Genomic DNA, 21,237 nt, shown 5'->3' on the forward strand with positions numbered 1-21,237 from the left:
GTTAAAGCAGGGTTACTCGGACGAAGGGATGGCGCCGCTTCGGGTCCCCGGGGTTTTCGATGCGGACGACCGTCACCTCGGATATGGTTGCGCCGGGCTGCGGGATGAACCGGCCGACGCCCGTGAAGAAAAGTTTCATGTCGGCCTTGGAGATCGTGGCTTCGATCCCGGTATCCCCGAGCAGGACGACGACGCACTCGTCCGAGGAACGTTGTACCGTAGCCGGGTAGCCGGTCCCGGTCTTGAGCGTGTGTTGGAGGAAGGGGTCGCCGATGGTCTGCCTGTGGCCCAGCAGCAGGCCCCCTTCCGCGGGCGAGAGGTGCAGTATCCGGCATGAAACCTTCTCGCCGCGCTTCCAGACGCCGTGCCACTGATCGCAATACTGCCACATGATCTCGGAGCAGTGGAGGAAGCCGACGGCTCCGCCGCAGCGCATCAGGTAGCCGCCTGACGTCGTCCCCAGCACCGTGCAGGAGAGCGTGTCGCCGGTCTCGCAGGTCAGCAGCGGGTTGAGGGTCAGCACGCAGGCGTTGAGTGTCGTGTACTTTGTCTTGCCGATGATCTCTTCGCCCGTGATGACGGCGTTGATCCGGTCGCCCGGCTGGCACGGCACGTCGGTCGGACGGTTCCAGTAGAACTCCGAGGACCGGATCGCCGCGTCGTAGAGCCTGCCCCGTTTGGGGAACGTGCAGAACACATGATGCGCCGTGGCCTTGACCACGGTGCACTGCACGCGGGAGCCGACGGCCAGGTCGTTGTTGGCCGTGGGCGTGAGCGAGAATGCGATCTGCCGCTTCGTGAAACGGATGGAGGAGACGTACACCGTTAGTTTCGCATCGGCCCGGATGTTCATGGCCCTGATCTGCGCTTCGCTGACCGGGAGCATGCCGACGAGTCCGTTGACCCGGACGAGGCACATCGTCCCGGACAGGCTCTGCACCGTGCCTTCCGCCTTCTGCCCCACGCTGAACGTGAGCAGCGGATCGTGCGTTACGGCGCGCTGCGAAACGCAGAAGGCGCGTTTGACCTTGTCCACCGACAGTACGCGGACTTTGACCTCGTCGCCGCATTCGGGCGCGTGTCCCGGTAAAACCTCCTCCCGTGGCATCGAGAGGTAGAGTTCCCCGCAGCGGAGCACACAGACCGTCCTGTCGCCCCCGACCATCGTGGCTTTCACGATGTCGCCGTTGCGGAGCCTGGCTTGCTCGAACGGGTCGGTTGCGGCGCGGGTTCCGATCGAGACGCAGATCATGCGCGCCTCGGGGTCGATGCGTTCCACGACGGCCTCCTCGCAGCGCGAGCCGATTGGGTAGAGCGCGAGTTCGGTCGCCGGCTGCCAGAAAAGGCTCTCGGCGCACACCCGGTAGAAAAGATCCCCGTCGCGCAGCAACAGTCCGAAACGCGGCGACCGGAAGCAGATTTCGCCCGAAACCCGGTCGCCCGGCCGCACCGGGATCTCCGACCAGTCGTTGTAGCGCTGCTGCACGCGGAGTGTCAGCGTCCGCGTTTCGGGGTCGGCGGCTTCGACGACCATCGTCAGCTGCTCGCGCACCGCGTAGAGCATCTTGGCGTTGGCAATCGGGAAGAGGCTGGCCCGTTCGAGCGGAACCCGGCAGTAGATGCCCCGGAAGCAGACCGTGATCGCCTTGACGGCCACGTGGACCACTTCGGCGACGTCGACCGTGCCTGCGGTACAGCTGTCGAACTGCGAATAGTCGCTGACCAGCTCGGCCGATACCGTGAGCGCATTGGCCTTTTCGTCGATGCCCGTCACGCGCATCCGGATCAGCTGGCCCGGTACGTAACGCTGGCTGGGGTTCTCGTTCTCCCGGAATCCGGCATCGGCGTCGGACAGGAAGGCGCGGTAGCCTTCGTATTCGGCCCACAGGCCCGCGTCGGCCCGTTCCGTCACGGTGAACCAGAGCCATTCGCCGGGGCGGAACCGGATCTCTTCCCCGGACAGCTCTTCGCAGCGGCGGGTGAGCCGGATTTTCCGTTGCCCGGGGTCGATGGAGAGAACCCGGGCGCGGAGCGCGTCGCCTGCCTTGTAGCTGCGGTGGATGTCGCCTGCGAACTCCGTATGGGCGATGTAGCACGGATACCCGCTGCAATTCACGTAGATGCCCTGCGGTACGGTCTGCATGACGGTTCCCCGGACCAGATCGCCCTCCGCAAAGGGCATCTCCTGCAGGAACGGGTTGGGCAGAAGTTCCCGGACGCTGAATTTCAGGATGCGGTTCTCCCGGTCGAACCGTTTGACTTTCACCCGGAGGGTGTCGCCGTCGCGGTAGTTTTCCCCGATGCGGAAAACCGGCAGCCAGCTCAACTCCTCGCGGCGCAGGGTCACGACGATTCCGTGGTAGTTGACGAAGAGGGCCGAATCCATCACGTAGTCCGCCTCCACTTCGATCGTGTCGCCCTCCGCAATCCGGATGCCTTCCCAGTCGGGCGTATATTCGTCTTCGGGCAGCCGGAAAGCCAGGCTTCGTTTGTCGGGATCGACCGCCGTTACCTCCGCTTCGATCTCGCGGCCGGGACGGAAGAAGTTGGCGAGGTTTTCGACGCCGCTCCAGACGGCGTCGTCGAGCGTGAGCCGTCCGGCATAATCGTAATAGGACACTTCGGCGGCGAACTCCTGCGGGATGAATTTGCGCAGCGTCACGTCGAGTTTCTCGCCCGGCCGGATGTCGTCGAGCGACCGCGTGTCGTCGACCATGTCGCGCAGGCTCGCCTTGAAAGTCAGTTTGCGCGGCATCAGGTCGGTGACCACCGCTTCGATCTCTTCGCCCGGACGGTAGGCCGCCGCCGAACGCCCGGCGCGCTCCCAGGCCAGGTCGCGGGCGAAGATCACGCCGCGCAGCGCCGGCATTTCGACGCTCTCGACGGCGAGTTGTTCGGGCATTTTCCGCGCCGCGGTCCGCACGTCGGTGATCCGGAAGCGGTGCGCCTCGCCGATGCGCAGCGGCATGTTCGCCGGGGGAATGCCTTCGGCATAGCGGAGGCTCAGCGTGAGGGCGAGGTTTTCGTAGTCGATCCGCAGGATCACCGCCGAGAGCCGCTGACCCGGAACGAACGTCGCGGAAGGTTCGCCCCATGCCAGTTCCCCGCGCGGTACGATGCCGGTATAACCGGCCGCCTCGACTGTGAGCGTTCGGTCGTCCCCGACCGAAACGACCGAGCATTCCACCGTGCCGTACTGCCGGAATCCGGCTTCCACCCACGGGCGGGGCAGGATTTTCACGAGCGAGAAGCGAAGGCGTCCCTGCTCCCGGTCGATGACTTTGCAACAGACGGCCACACGGTCGCCCGGAACGAGCGTCGAACCCAGTCCCGGGGCGAGGTCTTCGATCAGGCCGGCATAGCCGGCATATTCGGCCGCAGTCCTCTCCCCGCAGTGCCCGACGACCTCGGCGACGACCGTACCGTTGTGCGGTACCGGGCAGTAGAGCCACGGATTGGGTTGCAGCCGGCGGATGCTGAGCCGCGGAACTCCGGCTGTTTCCAGCCGTTCGACCACCGCTTCGATCTCCCCGCCCGCCGCATAGCGGGTCGGCAGGTAACGCTCGCCCAGCCGGAAGGGCGGGGTCCAGGTCGTATCGCCGAGAAGTACCGATGCCTCCGTGTCGTTGCACTTCACCACCATGAGCTTCTCGGTGATGCGCGTGATCCGGGCGGAGAGACGCGCTCCCGCGACGAACGGAACGGAGGCCCCGGCCAGCAGTCGCCGCCGGCTGAAGCGGCAGAGGCCGCGGGCGGCGTCGTAATCCAGATTGCAGACCCACAGTTTTTCGCCTTCGTCGTAGAGCGAGCAGGCCGAGTCGACGATTCCCCAGATGATCTCCTCCCTGGGGATGAATCCGAAGCACCCTTCGCCCGGACAGAAGACATGGATGCCCTCTTCGGTGCAGCGCTTCACCTCGACTTCGGCCCCGGCTCCGTTGCGGAATGCGTCGGAGAGTTGCGGGCGCGGTTCCGTCAGCAGCCGGCGTTTTCCGGCGTCGAACCCGGCGACATAAAGCCGGAAACGGCCGTCTGCCGGCAGCTCGTCGGCTGCGACGGAATCCAGCCACGGCTTTCCGGCGAGGATCGCCGTGTCGCGGGGCGAAAGCCGCAGGTCGATTCCTTCGTAACGCACGATGGCCGATCCTGCGTCGAAGGCGACGAACTGCGTTTCGATGAAGGATTCGGGGACGATACGGAGCGATTTCCACGGATCGGGGATCAGGGTGCGACGGTCGAACAGCAGGCAGCCGCGTTTGAAGTCGTAGGCCGCGGCCCGTGCCTCCAGACGGTCGCCGGGTGCGAGGCGGGAAGTTTCCGGCGCACTCCACGTGGCACGTTCGAAGGGAAGCATGCCGCGGATGCCGTCGGCGGTTTCGACCCGGTATTCGGCCCATTCCCGGCCGAGGACGGTGATGTCGAATCGGCGGCCGACCATCGGACGGCAGTCCTCGCGGTCGGGCGAACCGACGTAGAGGCGCTGGCTGCGGCGGTCGATGCCCTCGATGCGCACGCGGCGGAGTTCTCCCGGGTGGAAGAGCGCGTCGGGCTGCACGTCGCCGCAGGCTCCGGCGACGAACGCGCGGGCCATTTCGCGGGAGCAGACGCCCAGCCGTCCCCCGACATCGAAACGCACCTCTGCCGCCGAGGCTTCCACGACTTTCGCGTCCACCACATCGCCTTCGGCGATCGGGACGGTCCAAGGATCGGGCAGCACGGCCTTGCGGCTGAACTGGGCCACCCGCTTCGTGCGGTTGATGAAGATGAGCTGCGCCTCGATCCGTTCGCCTTCGGCGAATGCGCCCTCGGCGCTCGGCGGGGTGATCCATCCGATGCGTTCGCGGGTAATTTCGCCGATGATTCCGTCCAGGGCGACCATGACGGCCATGCGGTCGCTCCGCAGCACCGTTACCTCATACTTCGCGCCGACCCGGTAGTTTATCCCGTTCCACGGCGATTCGGTGCCGCCGGTTCCGCTCAGGAACAGCACCCGGGCCTCGGGGTCGAACTTCATGATCTGGACCCGGAGCCGGTCGCCCGTTCTGTAACGGTTCATTCCGCTCTGGAAGTTGAACCACGAGACATTGTATTTCAGCACCTCGCCCACGATGCCGTCGGCATTTACGAGCAGGTTGCCGTTCGGCAGCACCGCCGCGACGGTTCCCTCCGTCGTGTCGCCCTCCCGGTGGGGGTAGGCCGGCCAGGGGTCTTCGAGCAGCGCCTTCCGGCTGAAGACCAGCTCTCCGCTCGCCGCGTCGGCCCGCAGGACGAGCGCTTCGACCTGCATGCCCGGGCGGTAGGCCGAGCGGTCGACGATCCGGGACGAATTCCAGTCGAGTTCGTCGTTCGGAATATAGCCGATCACGTCGCGGTGCGTCACGATCATCCGGTCGGGGCGTACCTCTGCGATGACCGGGTAGCAGCGGTCGCCTTCGCGCAGTCCGGCCTGCGCCCAAAGGGTCTCCCTGTCGTAGAGCAGGCGGACCCGGCGCACGCCGTCGCGCTCTTCGGCGCGCACGCGGATCCGGCTGCCGTGGCGGAGCAGGCACTCGGTGACGTAATCGGGCATTTCGGGCCGCTCCAGTTCGATTTCGAGCAGCCGTTCCTGCTGCAAGGCCCACAGTTTGCCCGCCCCGGCCGCGTGGGCCACCACCTGAAGGTCGTATTCGGTTCTCGGTTCGAGGCAGTCCGGAACGGCGTCGTAATCCGTGCTGAAACACTCCAGCAACGCCTCCGACGGAGAGAAACGCGAGACGAACGCCTCGACCGTTTCGCCGGCCTCGGGCCGGCGGGCGGTATGGGGTTTCAGGATGCCGAAAACCCGGTCGTAGCCGATCCGGATTCCGTCCTCCCGTACGTCGCACACCTCCACCCGGATCCGCTTCCCCTCGGCGATGCCGGAGAGTGAGTCCCAGGGGTTGACCGGCGGCTGTGCCAGCCGGAAAAAGGTCTTTCCGTCCGACTGGCTGACCCGGATGGCGATCCGCTCGCCGGGCGAGAAGGCGATGTTGCGGGCCATCGGGAAGGAGTAGCTGCCGACGGGAAGGAAGCCGAACACCTCGCCGGCCCGCCAGAGGATGCGTCCGGCCTGCTCGTCCTCGAAGAGCACTTCGGCGTCGAGCGTCAGACCGTCGTCGAGGGTCCGGATACGTTCGACGATCAGACTTTTGAACTGGAACTTCGGGTCGCCGTGTTCGAAAAAGCCGCAGACGCGCACTTCGGTTTCGAGCGTGTGTTCCCGGAGATAACCGGTCAGCGAGAAGGGCAGCTCCTGCGGGTGGAGGTGGAACGAGCACGCGCGTCCGTCGATCGTGGTTCGGATCTCCGTCGTGTCGGGGATTTCCGTCGGGGTGATTTCGCAGCGGAGGATGTCGCCTTCCGTCAGCCCGTAATCGACCGTTTTGTCGAGCAGCTCGAACAGGAAATGGCGCAGCTTGTCGTTGCGCCTGATCATCTTCACCCGCAGCGGCTGGTTCGGGTGGTAGACCCCGTTGCGGAAGCGTTCCGTGCAGTTGGGGACCGAGTTCCTGTCGACCGTGTGGACCTCGCCGCGATAGCGTACGGAGAGTCCGTTGCGGGTTATGCTGTTGACCTGGACCGTCACCGTGTCCCCGACGTCGAGCGTCAGCACGTCGAAGGCCACCGGGGTGTCGTCCGCTACGGGGTCGAACGTATAGCGGACCCGGCCCGATTTCTCGTCGAGGGTTTTCGAAAGGAGCTTCGCCGGGATTTTCATGCCGCGGCGGTAGGCGGCGGCGATCTCGCCGCTGCGGAAACGCTCGTCGTAGTTCGGGAACGACTTCTTGTGGATCAGGCCGTCGTTTCCGCCGAAGGTGACGAACAGTCCGAAATCGACCGCCCGGTTGACATAGACATCGAAGCATTCGCCTTCCGCGGCCTCGACGGGCGCAGGACGCACCGGATTCAGACAGACCGGTTCGTCGACATTGGTTTTCAATCGGTTGAAGTCCGTGTAGTCCCAGCATTGCGCTTCGATCCGCTCGCCCGCCAGCAGATGGAAAAGGTGCTCGCCCGTGCAGTTCTTCGGGTTGAGCGTGAAGTGGCAGCTGTTGCCCGGGGCGTAGACCCGGAAGCGTCTGCCCGAAGGGGCCGGGGAGGTCAGCTCGCTTCGCAGCCGCTCCACGTCCGCCGCGGCCAGTCCGACTTCGAGCGTCGTACGTTCGCGGATCGAGGCGATGAGCTGGTCGAACGACTGCTGCACGGCCTGCTGCTGCGAAACCGCGTCGTGCCAGGGGGTCGCCCCGGCGGCGATCTCCACCTCGACGAAGGCTCCGTCGGCATAGCGCGCCGCGTCCGCGTCGGAGACGGCGATCAGCTGGTCGAATCCGCAGTCGAGGTAGCGGCGGCCGCCGACGCTGCACACGCGCCCCAGCAATCGGTCGGCAGGGGCGGCGGTACGGATGGGTTGCAGGGAATTCCTATTCTCCATGTGCGTTTTCGGTTGAAGGGGTTTGTGCCGGGTCGGGGGTCAGGTGGAGATACCACTTGCCCTTGACGATGAAGAAGGAACACGGGGTTCCCTTTTCCCAGGCGGAAATGACCGACCACCGCTGGTTCGACGTGTCGTAGAGCGTGATGGTCACCTGCGACCGGGGAAGGCGCTTGTCGTCGGATGCCACGGTGAGTTCGAACAGCGTCATGCCGCTCGCGGCATCCTGCCGGGTGACTTTGTCCGCGATGCGGCCCCGGTAAGAGGGCGCTGTGCCCGCATACTGCACCTTGTCGGCCATCATCGTTTTGTCGGCGTTGCGCCGCCGCTTGTAGAGCAGGTTCTCCGTGGCGAAGAAGGTAACCCGGTCGCCGGGCTGGAGCGCCTCGTCGTCCCGCATCGGGTAGTAGTAGTCCTCCGTTTCGTTCTCCACGGAGATAAAGGCGTCGCGGCGTTCGTTGTAATAGACCACCACTCCCGTCTTGCACCCCATGCAGGGCTGTCTCGGAATGTCCCGCAGCAGGCGGATGCGGTGGTTTTTCTCGAAGAGAACATGGCTGTCGGCCTCGTAGCCGGGAGCCGAAAAACCCGCCTCCGTGTCGCAGGTGCAGGCCGTGGTCTTGTGCAGCGGCGAATAGACGGTCAGCCCCTGGGCGTTGTCCTGGGAGACGATGCGGCAAACGTCGAAAACCTGACCGCAGGTCTTCATCCGGCAGATTTGTTCGAAGAACTTTTCGTTGTCGAGCAGCAGGTAGGAACGGCTCTTGGCCACGAAAAAGTCGATGATCTGTTCGTTTATGATCGTGACCGTATGGGCCATTTCGCTGCTGACGACGTCGCAGATGTCCGCGTGGTAGCGTTCGGGACGGCCGTATGCGATCAGCGGGAAGATCACTCCGAATCCCACCTGCTCGGGTTCCGTGCCGGACTCCCCGCGGCGGAAGAAATGGACGCTTCCCGTATTGAGGATGCGCGGAACCACGCCCGTTTCGGTTTCCACGCCCAGGCACAGGTACTCCACGCCGTCCAGTATTTCGGTGACCGGGTTGCGGGGGCGGCACATGATTTTGGTGTCGTCGAGCGAAAGCCACAGTTTGTCGATTCCGGTCAGCGGCCGGACGATCCGGATCCGGTTGCTGCCCGCCTTGTTATAGCCCAGCGAATGGATTTTGTACAGCGTCTTGTCGACCTTGGGAATGTCGATCGTGTTGACGACCGGCATCAGGATTTCCACCCGGAGCCGGTTTGCGGCGTAGTATGCCGCGGCGTCCGCCTTCGCGCCGCCCGGGAAATCGACGACCGCCAGCCGCCCGTAACCCGTTCGCCGAACGGCGTTGCCCGCCTGGTAAAGTTCCATCTGTGTCCGTCGTCCGCCGGACGACAAGGTGATCCGGGCCGCCTGCGACACCGCCCGGATGAAGTTGTCGCAGTCGACCGCCTCTTCTCCGGCACACCACACGAGAAGCGTGCCCGTCCGTTCCCCGGCGGTGAGGTTCCGGAAGCCGAACAGGATGCCGGGGAACTCTTCGAATCCGATTTCACCCGATTCCGGAAAGCGCAGTTCGGCGCGCAGTTCGAGTTCGACGCACCACTGCACCGGCTGCGGCGCCTGCCGGATGCACAGGTGAGCCGTCGAGCCGGGGGCGCGCAGGTAAAGCCCTTTGGCGAGCGGCATGCCCGAGTCGGGAACGAGGAAGCGGGCTTCGCGGCCCTCCAGGTCGATTCCCGCACAGCAGACGTTGACCAGCATGGTGGAGGGACCCCGCGATTCGCCGGTGAACGAGAGCTGCGCGGGCTGCATTTCGTGCTTCAGCGTGATGGCGAGCGAACCTTTGGCCGGAACGGCGGATTGCCCGTCGGCAAGCTCCAGCTCCAGAAGCGACAGTTTGGAATTGGGCTCGTAATACTCCGCCGATTCGAGGCGCAGGCTGAGTTTCCCGACCCGGAAATCGTCCCTCCCGGCGATGTAGCGGTCGCAGACCGCCCGGTCGCGGATCCGGGCCACGAAATCCTCGTGGAATATGCGCAGGATGAACGTGGTGCGGTTCGAGAGGCAGAAGATATAGGGGATATGCTCGGTCGAACCGTCGGGGAGCGTATGGCGGAGCGTTCCCGACGGTTTCAGGTCCCATTTGACGGACGAGCGCAGGGTGAGTTCCGCGAAGCCCTGCTGCATTTTGCATCCCGCCACGAACCGGCAGGCGGCCGACTGGTTCTTCGTCCACAGACGGACGCCTGCGCCGGTGTAGCGGTCGGCGTTCATCAGTTTGTCGGTGATCACCATGGCCTTGCGGCCGGCGTATCCGAAGAGGATGTAGGGGGTCTCCGGGGCTTTGAGGGGAGCCTGGGTGATCGGCTGGAACAGACGGTGGCTGCGGTAACGGTTCTCCGGGCGCGTGCGCCGGTCGATGACGACCGGCTCGGACCGGTCGCCGTCGCGGAAAAAGGTGATTTCGCCCGTGAAGCGGGGAAGGCCGCAGGCCGCATCGCGGCGGAGCGTAAGGACGCGGTGGCAGATGAGCGGGGCGCTCACGGCGAAACGCAGGCTGCACTCCGCCGATCCGATCCGCACGCCGGTTCCGGCTTCGGCCAATGCGTGCAGCCAGGCGATCTCCGCCGTATCGTAGCGGGTCACCGAAATCTCCTTGTTGCTGGCCGAGGCCGCATAGGCGAGCTCCGTCCCGTCCGGTGCGACGATCTTCCCCGAGACGGGCAGCAGCGAGCCGTCGCGGCTGCTCAAACTGAAGGTCTCGCCCCGGGCGTCGACGTATCCGTCGGCCTCCACGCGGTAGAACCTTCGCGTGTCGTCGGTCCGGATACACGCCGTCAGCCCTTCGAACGGGGTGTCCGCATCCTTGATCGCGAGCCGTATACGCTCTGCGTTCACGTCGAAAATGCGGTAGATCAGCCCGTCGTCCGACTCCTCGCTGCGCGTCTCCTGTGTCAGGTAGTCGTAGATTTCGTTGTCGTAGCGCCTGCGGGCCTCCTCGACCGGAATCTTTTCCAGCGGGAAAGCGTCCAGCAGTTCCGAGAGGTTGCCGGGGGAGATCCCTTTGCGGCCCGTACCTTCGAAAAGGAACTGCATCATACTGCGCGAGAAACGGTTGCGGAAGATGTAGTAGCGGAAGAGGTAAAGCGCCATCTGTTCCCGGTAGAGCAGCAGTCCGAAGAAACGCTCGGTGAACATGAACGCGGCCAGCCGCTCGTCGTCGTAGTTGCGCACCAGTTTGCGCAGCTGCGACCATCCGATCTTCGTCCGGGAGCGTTCCGCCGCGGGGAGGTCGTATCTCGAAATCAGGTAGTCGACGTCGTCGATACAGAGCAGCAGGGTGTTGGCATCCTGCGCCAGGTAGTGGTCTCCGCCCTGCCGCTGCGCGTCGGCTTCCCGCCACTCCGCGATATAGCCGTAAAGCAGTTTCTGGGTGTATTTTTTCAGGTTCCCGAAAAGCAGCGAAAGGAACTTCCTTATCCGCTGCGCCGAGCGGGGGCGGAACAGCACCAGGTCGAGGTAGCGCGAATGCAGGAACCGGTAGAACAGCCTGACGTCGGTGCAGTTGTCGATCAGCACCCGGTGGAGCGCCATCGCCTTTACGGAATTCTCGGGCAGCTGCATGCCGAAATCGTCGGCGACGGTCAGCCGCAGGGCCGTCAGCCAATAGTCCGAAAAAAGCTCCCTGAAAATCCGCTCGCTCGACAGGACGACGGCGCATTCGGCCAGCTGCCGGATATAGTCGTAATCTCCTTCCGTGTCGGGAACCGGATGGCCGATCCGGTAGACGACCATCGTATTGAGCAGCCACGATTCGATCAGCAGCCGCGCGTTGGGATTCGTTTTGTCGGTATAGGGTTTCAGACCGGAAGCCATGCGCGCCACGAGGGCCAGGTTTCCGTTGACGGCCGGTTTGGCGGGCAACCCGTCGGTTTGCAGCACGCCGTCGGCGGTGGTCGTCGGCGCCGGCTGCGCGGGACTGCGCCCCAGGTCGTAGAGGGTCTTGACGAAGTCGCGGCCGTCGGCGATGCGCCCCTCCTTGCGGCCCCATCCGTTGCAGATCAGCTCCAGCGTGAGTTTCAGGATTTCGAAATTGCGCTCGTTGCTTACGTCCAGCTGCCCGGGCAGCGGCTCGTGCCGCTCGCAGAAGTCGAACGCCAGGCGCCGGGCGAAGAAATATTCGAGGTAGGTGTCTACGAAAAACGTGAGCCAGCTTCCCTGGTGGTCGACGTTTTGTTCGACGATGTGCAGTCCGATCAGGCTGTCGACGAGTTTCTCTACCCGGTCGGCCCCCTTGTATTGCGGGTCGCGGGCGATCTCGATGACGAAATCCTCGCGCAGGACCCGTTGCCCTTCGGCCGCAATCCGCCAGGCCATCCGTTGCAGCAGGTCGAAGGCGTTGAAATTGACCGCTTCGTCCACCAGCTTCTCCCGGCTCCGGAGGCTCAGCGACGAACGCATGAACATCTCCAGCAGTTCGCCCCGGTTGCCGACCGCCGGAATCTTGTATTCCGTACTGCCGAGCAGCAGGGCGGCGATCATCATGAAGTTGAGCGGCGTGCCCAGCAGCTCCTCGATTCCGGCCCGGATTATTTGCAGCCGGAATTCGTCGATCCGCTCCTCCGGGAGTCCCAGCTGGCGGAGGTAGAGCAGAATCTGGTCGAGCGAAATCTCGCAGAGGTGGTAAACCCCGCACCCCTCGATCCGCCGGAAAGCCTCGCGGCAGGCCGCGAATTCGTGGATGCGTCCCGTGATGTGGAAACGGCACTTGTCGTATTTGGCGATGAACGATCCGAGCGAGGCGATGAAGAGTTCGGGGCGGGAGACCTTCAGTTCGTTCAGTCCGTCGATGAAGAGCGCGATGCGGCCCTCTGCGAGCAGCTGCTCGGCGTGGGCGAACACCATGCGCTTCCGGTCCTCGGTCGTCGTGATTCCGAAGCCCGCGTTGAAGGCCGTCCGCAGGGCGTCGTCCATCGTTTGGCCTTCGGTGACCGCGTTGAGGTTGATCCGCAGGGGCAGGATCGAACGGTCGCCGTTGTGCCACAGGTCCGCATACTGGCGGATCAGGCGGATCAGCACCGTGGTCTTGCCTGCGCCCGGGTTGCCCAGAATCAGGCTGATGCGGTCTCCGGCGTCCATCAGGTCGTCCATCGCCATGCCGCCCTGCTCGCCGTCCGTAAAGTCGCCGCCTTCGTGCGGACGGTCGCCGTAGTCCGGGTCGGACGGCTCCTCCCCGGCGTCCTGCCGGCGCTGGAGCTTCAACGGCAGCAGGTTCAGCGTCTGCTGGTTGTCGATCCGGCCGATGAAGCCCACCTTCTGTTTCAGTTCGCGGTTCTGTTCGCCGAGCAGTTCTTCGAGGTAGTGGTCCTTGAACCGTTCGAGGTCGAAATCGTCGGCCGGCGATTCCGCTGCGGCTTTCTTCGGGGGAAGCTCGGGCAGGTGTTCGTCGAGATACCGTCTGTAATAGTCGGCATGGTGGTGGAGCAGCAGCAGCAGTCCGGTCAGCGTCAGCAGGAACAGTTCGTCGTACGCGTCGTTCGGGTTTTTCCGGACTACCAGGATGTCGCTTTCATAAACGTTGGTGTCGCTCGGGGCGTGCGTGATTCCGTTCCGGTAGCGGCGCAGTGTGTCGAACAGACCCGCGTACCGGGCGTCGAACAGGCCGGATTTCCCGTCCGGGGACGGGACGGCGAGATTGTTGAGGATGTGGCCGAGGCCCCGTTTCTCCGCGTCGATCTGCCGCAGCAGGTCGCCGTTGCCGCACAGCAGGTAGATAAAGACCTTGATGTAGGATTCGAACGAGATAAGTCCCATGCGCGTGCACTCGATCCGGTCCTTGTCGTCCTTGTCCGGGAGATCGAGCCGGTTCCACAGCCCCTGTAATTTGTTCGCCAGCTCCGGCGTCGCCGCGCTGAACAGCACGATGTCGTCGAGCAGCTTCATCAGCCTCTCGAACTGATCCAGGGGGATGATCGACCGGGTAGGGATCTCCTCCACCGGGCAGTCGGTTCCGTTCTTCCGGTCGAAATAGTCGATATAGCCGCGTCTGAACCGTTTTGTCAGGTCCGGAATGATTGTCTCGCCGATGCGGTCGCTGCTGAATGTGGACATGGGCTGTGGATAACGTTTATGGCCGCATGCCGACCTCCCGGACATCCGGTGAACCTGGGATGGCCGCTCTGTCGGAACGCGTAATGTAACAGGTAGACAAATATACGAAAATTAGCCCGAATATGCAAACGATACGTCGCGGCGGTCCGCCGTTTGCGATACGTGACCGCCGCGGCTGCGGTCCTGCTGCGGACCGGGCGCAATCCGGGTCCGGCCGGAGGAAAGGGCCGTGCGGAGTTTTCCGCCGGGGAGGAGAAGGTTCCGGCGGAAAATGGCCGCAAAATGAGAAAAGTGGTGCTTTTCTATTGTCTTTTTGGTTGGAATGACTATTTTTGCAAAACAGGGTTAGGTTAATTACATGGCATACACTTTCGACATATCCGATAACCGTCGGATCGTAGAGGCTTTGAAAGTCGGCGACGAGGAGACTTTCAAGGAGGTCTATACGGCTTTCTGCGCGCCTTTGCGAAACTATGCCGCGACCATTCTCCAGAACGAACAGGCCGCTTACGAGGTCGTGCAGGACGTTTTTACCGCCGTATGGCTCAACCGGAAGCGGCTCGACGCCGCAAAGCCGCTGCGCAACTACCTGCTGCGCGCCGTGCACAACAACTCCCTGCGTCTGCTCAAGTACGACGAGGCCCGCCGGCGCCGCGAAATCAGCGCCGCCGCCGAACTGCACGGCGGATGGGAACAGGAGAAAGAGGTTCCCCCCCCCGAATTGGCCCCTGCTATCTCACGGCTTCCTGAACAGAGCCGCAAAGTGCTGATGATGAGCTATTGGGAAAACAAGAAGAACGCAGCGATAGCCACCGAACTCTCCATCTCCGTGCGAACGGTGGAGACTATTTTGTACAAAGTAGTGAAGAAATTGCGCGGAGAAATCAAAAAAAAGTAAAAATCCAGTACGTAGTTTTCGGGTTCACTGTATTTATAGGGTAAAGAATAGTTACCCTATATTATGGAAAAATCCAATTTTCCGCATCGGAACATCGATGAGGACGAAGAAGAATTGCTGGACGGCATCTGGGCCGGGCTGGAGACGCCGAACGGTCGTCCCGATGCGGACAGCAGGGATTTCGACGATGTGAGAAAACGCATTCGACGTCGTGTGCGGCGGCGCTGGATGTCACGTGCGGCCCTGGCCGGAAGCGCGGCGGCGATCGTTGCCGCCGTGTTCCTGGTCGTCCGTCAGCCCGGGGTGCTGCCCGAGCCGGACGCCTTTGCGCAGTTGCAGCAGATGGGTGTGACGGTGGAGCGGCCCCAGGTGGTGATGACGGCCGATGACGGAATGCGGCTGGTGCTGGAGAACGCGGCCCGCCTCGAACGGCGTTCCGAGGGCGAAGTGGCCCTGCGCACCGAGACCGGCGAGCAGCGGCCCCTGGCCTCCGAGCGCAAACTGAAAGTCGAAGTGCCCAACGGACGCCAGTTCCGCCTGGTGCTGGACGACGGCTCGGAGGTGTGGCTCAACGCCGGGTCGAGGCTCGAATATCCGGCGACCTTCGAAAATGCCTCCGAACGCCGCGTGCGGATCGAGGGAGAGGCCTTTTTCGAGATCAAGCGCGACACGTGCCGGCCGTTCTGCGTGGAGCTGGGCGACGGCGAGTGCATCCGCGTGCTGGGGACGAGTTTCAACGTCAATGCCTATGCCGGGGCAGGCCGGCACGTGACGACGCTCGTAACGGGCAGGATCGGTTATGCCGCGGAGGCCGGTGCGGAAGAGGTGGTGCTGAAGCCCAACCAGCAGGTGAGCCGCGACCTGGCGGCAGGGACCGTCGCGGTCAACGCCGTGGACGCGTCGGTATACGGCGCCTGGAAAGAGGGATGGCTGTGGTTCGAGAACGAAAGCCTGCCCGCCCTGGCAGAGCGTCTGGGGCGCATATACGGCATCCGGGTGGAGGTGGCGGCCCGGCTCGGGGAGTATACCTTCTCCGGGAAAATCCGCCAGGACAGGGGCGTCGAATACATCCTCAACCTGCTGTCGGAAACGTCGGACGTAGTCTGCGAGGTGGAGGACGGCGTGATGCGGCTCGGCTGACGCGGCCGTTTCGCTGAACGGAAACTTAAATAATGAAAGGATCGTTGTCTATGAAATTTTGCCAATCAATTCCGCGGAACCGGTGGCGGGGGAGGACCCTGATGCTGCTGGCGCTGCTGCTGTGCATCGCGCTGCCGAAGACTTCGTCGGCCCAGCGGGTGTCGGTCGTGCTGGAAAACGTGTCGCTGGCCGAGGCGCTGAAAAAGGTGAGCGCGGCCTCCGGGTACGAATTCTTCTATAACTCCAACGTGGTGCTGAAAAGCGACAAGCGGATCACCGCCTCTTTCGACGGCACGGAGCTGAAAACCGTGCTGGACCACGTCTTTTCGGGAACGGAGTTTTCCTACCGGATCAAGGACCGCACGATCGTGGTCCTGCCGCGTGCCGCGCAGCCCGTTCCCGAGGAGCCGAAGTTCGTGGAGATCGCAGGTCGGATCACCGACGGGTCGAACAGGAGCCCGATGGCGGGCGTGACGGTCGTCGTCGAGGGATCGACCATCGGAACCTCCTCGGATGCCGACGGACGCTACGTGCTGAAAATTCCCGTCGGCGTTTACAACATCATGTTCTCGTTCATCGGTTATGAAATCCATGTGAAGCACTACAACGGGCGGAACCTCGCGGAATTTCAGAAGGTTTCGCTGACGCCGACCTCCGTGGAGGTGGCCGACGTGGTGGTGACGGGCGTCTACCAGCGCAAGAAGGAGAGTTTCACGGGTTCGGCGACCACGTTCAAATCCAAGGAACTCAAGGCCGTGGGTACGCAGAGCGTCCTGCAGAGCCTCCGCACGCTGGACCCTTCGTTCAAGATCTCCGAGAGCGTCCAGTTCGGTTCCGACCCCAACCGCATGCCCGATTTCGAAATCCGCGGCAAGAGCAGCGTGATCGGCCTGAAGGAGGAGTACGGCACGGACCCCAACCAGCCGCTGTTCATCCTCGACGGATTCGAAACGACGCTGGAGACGGTGATGAACCTGAATATGAACCGCGTGGCGTCGGTGACGCTGCTCAAGGACGCCGCTTCGACGGCCATCTACGGTTCGAAGGCCTCGAACGGCGTGGTCGTGATCGAGACCAAGGCGCCCGAGCGGGGGCGTCTGCAACTCTCCTACAAGGGCGATTTCAGCGTCACGATGGCCGATCTGACGGACTATAATCTGATGAATTCCAGCGAGAAGCTCCAGTTCGAGACCCTTGCCGGGGTGTATAAGGACGCCACTCACAGCATGGCCAACCAGCTGCGGCTGGACGACCTGCGCAACGAGCGGCTGAAAGGCATCGCCCGGGGTATCGACACCTACTGGCTGAACGAGCCGCTGCGCACGGGATTCACCCACAAGCACAATATCTACGCCGAGGGCGGCGAGGAGAAGATCCGCTACGGCATCGGTTTGAGCTACGGTGAGGTGCAGGGCGTGATGAAGGGTTCCGACCGTCAGACCATCGGCGGCAACATCGACCTGATCTACCGGACCGGGAAATTCCAGTTCAGCAACAAACTCACGCTCGACTACCAGAAAACCAACGATCCCGCGGTCCCCTTCTCGGAGTATGCGCAGGCCAATCCCTATTTTAAGAAGTACAACGACGAGGGGAAGATCGACCGCTACCTCTATTATTACCAGGATCCCGAGACGCTCGAAACCGAGGCTATCAGCAATCCCCTGTGGAACGCCCACCTGAACAACTACGACAAGGGCGACCAGTTCGGGTTTACGAACAACTTCATCATCGAGTGGTTCGTGATGAAGGATTTCCGCGTGCGCGGCAAGTTCGGAATCACGCACGCCACGGGGACGACCGACACGCGCCTGTCGCCCCTGCACACCAGTTTCGACGACCTGGAGGAGACCGAAAAGGGCCTCTACACCCACTCGACGACCAAGCGCACCAACTACGAGGGCGACCTCACGGCGACCTACGGCCGCGTGCTGGCCGAGAAGCACATGCTCAACGCCGTGGCAGGATTCAACTTCAACGCCACGAAACGGACCGCCAACGGATACAAGGCCAACGGCTTCACCGACGACCAGTTCGGCGCTCCGTCGTTCGCGAACGGCTACCCCGAGGGCGGCAAGTCGACCTACTCCGAGAGCCAGACGCGCGCCGCGAGCTTCTACCTGAACGGCGGCTACTCCTACGACAACCGCTACCTGCTGGACTTCAACTACCGCAGCGACGGCGCGTCGATGTTCGGCACGAACAACCGTTTCCGCAACACGTGGTCGGTGGGCGTGGGCTGGAACATTCAGAACGAGCGATTCCTTCGCGACAGCAAGTTCTTCCAGCTGCTCAAACTGCGCGCCTCGGTGGGTAATCCCGGCAACCAGAATTTCGCCGCCTACCAGGCCTTCTCGACCTACGCCTTCAACGGCTGGATGACCAACATCTTCGGCACGGGCGTGATCCTGAACCAGCTGGGAAACCCCGACCTCGCCTGGCAGGAGACGATCAACTACAACGTGGGAACCGACGTGACCATGTGGGGCAACCGGGTCAACTTCACGTTCGACTACTACGTCAAGATCACCGACCCCCTGCTGGCGATCATCACCACGCCGGGTTCGATGGGCATTACGTCGGTGACGATGAACGCCGGGCTGCAGAAGACCAACGGTGTCGAGCTGACGCTCAAGGTGTCGCCGGTCTACCGCCCGCACGACCGCATCAACTGGAACATCAGCCTGAACGGCACGCACGCCAAGGCGAAGTACGCCAAGATCGGCAATGCGTTCAGCTCGCTCAACAACGAGGGCCGGGCCTCGCTCTCGGGGACGACGCGCTACTACGACGGCGGCAGCCCCACGGCGATCTGGGGCGTGCGCTCGGCGGGAATCGACCCCGCGACGGGCAAGGAACTTTTCATCAGGAAGGACGGTACGTACTCGTTCGGCTACGACGTGAACGACGAAGTGGTGCTGGGCGACACGGAACCCAAACTGGAAGGCGTGATCGGCACGACGTTCTACTACAAGGGCCTGTCGGTGGGGTGTTATTTCCGCTATTCGCTGGGTGCGCAGATCTTCAACAGCGCGCTGTTCCAGAAGGTCGAGAACATCGGCACGGCCGACGTGTTCAACAACCAGGACAAGCGGGCGCTCTACGACCGCTGGTCGCCGAACAACACCGAGGCCTATTTCAAGGGCATCTCGCTGACGCAGAAAACCGACAAGTCCTCGCGCTTCGTGATGGACGAGAACTACATCTCGGGCGAATCGTTCAGCATCGGGTATGAATTCACGCAGTCGTTCGTCCGCAAGCTGGGACTCTCGGCGCTGAGCGTGCAGGCCAACATGAACGATGCGTTCCGCATCTCCTCGGTCAAGAACGAGCGGGGCATCGACTATCCGTTCGCACGGACCATCTCGTTCTCCGTGGCGGCGACCTTCTGATCGTGACAACCTCAATACAAAGCGCATTATGAAAAACAGAATACTTACATTGATCCTGCTCGCCTCGGCCCTGTTTCCGGGGTGCAGCGGTTGGTTGGACGTAAAACCCTACGACCAGATTTCGGAAGACGAACTGCTCGGGTCGGAAGAGGGTTTCCAGAAACTGCTGAACGGCATCTATATCGAACTCAACAGCGACGAACTGTACGGCAGCACGCTCACCGTCGAGATGATCGAGATTCTCGGCGGAGCCTACGAGATCGGCGACAACTCCTCGGTGTGGGGCGATTATCGGGACCTGCGGGACTACGACTACAACACCGACTACTGGCGCGGCCGTTTGAGCGGGACGTGGAACAAGGCGTACGCCCTGATTCTGAACTGCAACAAACTGCTGAAAAACATCCAGGGCAAGCAGTCGCTCTTCACGGGGTACAACTACGACATCATCCGGGGCGAGGCGCTGGCTTTGCGTGCGATGCTGCATTTCGACATGCTGCGGCTCTTCGGACCGGTCTATTCGCTCAACCCCGACGGGACAGCCATTCCCTATTACACGGACGAGGCGCTGACGCCCGAAGCCCTGCTGCCGGCCAGCCAGGTCGTCTACAAGGTTCTCCAGGACCTGATGGCGGCGCGCGCGGCCCTGCTGAACGATCCCGTGATCACCGAAGGAACGCTGATGAGCGGCGCGGGCAACGGATCGAATTTCCTGCGTTACCGCGCCCTGCGGTTCAACTATTACGCCGTTTCGGCCCTGCTGGCGCGGGTGAACCTCTATGCCGGACAGAAACAGGATGCTCTGACCTATGCCGTGGAGGTGATCCGCGCTTCGAACAACGGAATTTTCCCGTTCGTGGACCGCAGTCTCGTGGTGGGCAACCCCGAAGACCCCGACCGGATTTTCTCGTCGGAGGTGGTCTTCGCGCTGTCGCACGCCAAGCGCAACCAGCTGTTCCTGAACTATTTCAGCCCCACGCGGACGACTTTCACCTTTAAGATGGAGAGCGACCTGATTTCGAAGGCGATCTTCGGAGGCGGAGCCGAGACGGGCGGCTATCAGGACGACTACCGCAACCGCGTGAACTGGAGCACTTCCGGCGAGAACCGCTATTTCTACAAATACACCGATATGGTTCAGACCGGAAAGATCCAGAATACGATGATCCCGATGCTGCGGCTGGGCGAGATGTACCTGATCGCCGCCGAGAGCCAGTCGGACGTGCTGGCCAACGGAACCTCCTACGTGAACACCCTGCGCCGCAACCGCGGTATCAGTTCGTCGCTCGACGCCCTGACGCCCGAGCTGCTCAAGTACGAGTACATCCGCGAACTGTACGGCGAAGGCCAGTTGTTCTACCTCTACAAACGCCTCTTCTCGAAGGTGATCTGGTCCTATACCGACTCCCGGAACCCCGAACCGAGCACGAACCTCTTCGTCGTGCCGCTGCCCGATTCGGAGACCGAAAACCGCGAATAATCCCCTGACGACATGAAAAAGAAGCATATCATTCATTCGGCGGCCCTCTTGCTGGGGCTGTGCCTGGCGGGCTGCAAGGAGAGCCTGCCGGATAATTTCGGCCCGATCGAAGGCATTTACTTCAACAACCAGCTGGCGGCGAACAGGACCGTCATCGACAGCGCCGCATACACGTTCATCTACGAGGATGCCGACGTGCTGGAAGTGCCCGTCCGGCTGCAGCTGGTGGGACGCGCAGCCGCGCAGCCCCGGGCGGTCGACATCCGGGTCACGTCGCAGGACGCCGAGGAGGGAACGGACTACACGCTCGGCGGTGATGCCGTGCTCCCCGCGGGCAGCGTGTCGTTCGATTACGTGGTCACCCTCAAACGCACCGACATCCTGAAGGAGAAGACCAAAAACCTGCTGCTGGAACTTCGCCCCAATGCGAACTTCATCATTCCGTTCACCAGCCAGGTCCAGTCGGGCGGCGACACGGTGTCGGCGGTGACCTTCAAAATCAATTTTTCGGACCAGTTCACGGCGCCGCCCGCAGGTTGGCGCACGATGTTCGTGGGGCCTTTCTCGCAGCAGAAATTCGAACTTATCTGCGACGTGATGGGGATTCCGAGGGCCGATTTCAACGAGGCCGGGAAGATCACCGATGCCAAATGGCTCTACATCGAGAGCCGGATGATCAATTATGTCAGGGATCAGGAGGAGCTGAAAGCCGGGGGAGAGCCTTATGACGAACGGGCTTTCGACGAGAACGGAGAGCCTCTGCAATTCTAAATGGAA

At 62.7% G+C, this 21,237-nt stretch carries 7 protein-coding genes; 5 read left to right on the top strand and 2 right to left on the bottom strand.

The annotated features are described in order from the left end of the window. Position 1 precedes the first annotated feature (1 nt). A complete protein-coding gene (locus ACGHP5_RS12540; protein WP_390567063.1) occupies positions 2–7,450 on the bottom strand; it encodes a S1 RNA-binding domain-containing protein in 7,449 nt (2,482 codons plus the stop codon). Next, positions 7,440–13,550, bottom strand: coding sequence for an NACHT domain-containing protein (locus tag ACGHP5_RS12545; RefSeq protein WP_390567065.1), 6,111 nt, complete (start codon positions 13,548–13,550; stop codon positions 7,440–7,442). The genes ACGHP5_RS12540 and ACGHP5_RS12545 overlap by 11 nt, the downstream gene beginning before the upstream one ends. A gap of 358 nt (positions 13,551–13,908) precedes the next feature. On the opposite strand from ACGHP5_RS12545, the gene ACGHP5_RS12550 reads away from it, so the two are divergent. The 5 genes from ACGHP5_RS12550 (at position 13,909) to ACGHP5_RS12570 (ending at position 21,231) form a co-directional block, all read left to right on the top strand. Next, positions 13,909–14,448, top strand: coding sequence for a sigma-70 family RNA polymerase sigma factor (locus tag ACGHP5_RS12550; protein ID WP_290533634.1), 540 nt, complete (start codon positions 13,909–13,911; stop codon positions 14,446–14,448). A 63-nt stretch (positions 14,449–14,511) separates the two neighbouring features. Further along, positions 14,512–15,588 carry a FecR family protein gene (locus ACGHP5_RS12555; RefSeq protein WP_295902235.1) on the top strand — a complete coding sequence of 359 codons (1,077 nt, stop codon included), beginning with the start codon at positions 14,512–14,514 and terminating at the stop codon, positions 15,586–15,588. 50 nt (positions 15,589–15,638) lie between these two features. Continuing rightward, positions 15,639–18,980: a SusC/RagA family TonB-linked outer membrane protein gene (locus ACGHP5_RS12560; protein ID WP_390567068.1), complete on the top strand. Its 3,342-nt coding sequence runs from the start codon at positions 15,639–15,641 to the stop codon at positions 18,978–18,980. A 28-nt stretch (positions 18,981–19,008) separates the two neighbouring features. Further along, the gene (locus tag ACGHP5_RS12565; protein WP_290533631.1) at positions 19,009–20,460 is read left to right on the top strand and encodes a RagB/SusD family nutrient uptake outer membrane protein; all 1,452 of its coding nucleotides are present in this window, start codon (positions 19,009–19,011) and stop codon (positions 20,458–20,460) included. 12 nt (positions 20,461–20,472) lie between these two features. Beyond that, complete coding sequence (locus ACGHP5_RS12570; RefSeq protein WP_337657412.1) at positions 20,473–21,231, top strand: DUF4843 domain-containing protein; 759 nt, start codon at positions 20,473–20,475, stop codon at positions 21,229–21,231. Positions 21,232–21,237 lie beyond the last annotated feature (6 nt).

The organism is Alistipes sp. i18-0019-D1 (assembly GCF_042852885.1).
Classification (GTDB): Bacteria; Bacteroidota; Bacteroidia; order Bacteroidales; family Rikenellaceae; genus Alistipes.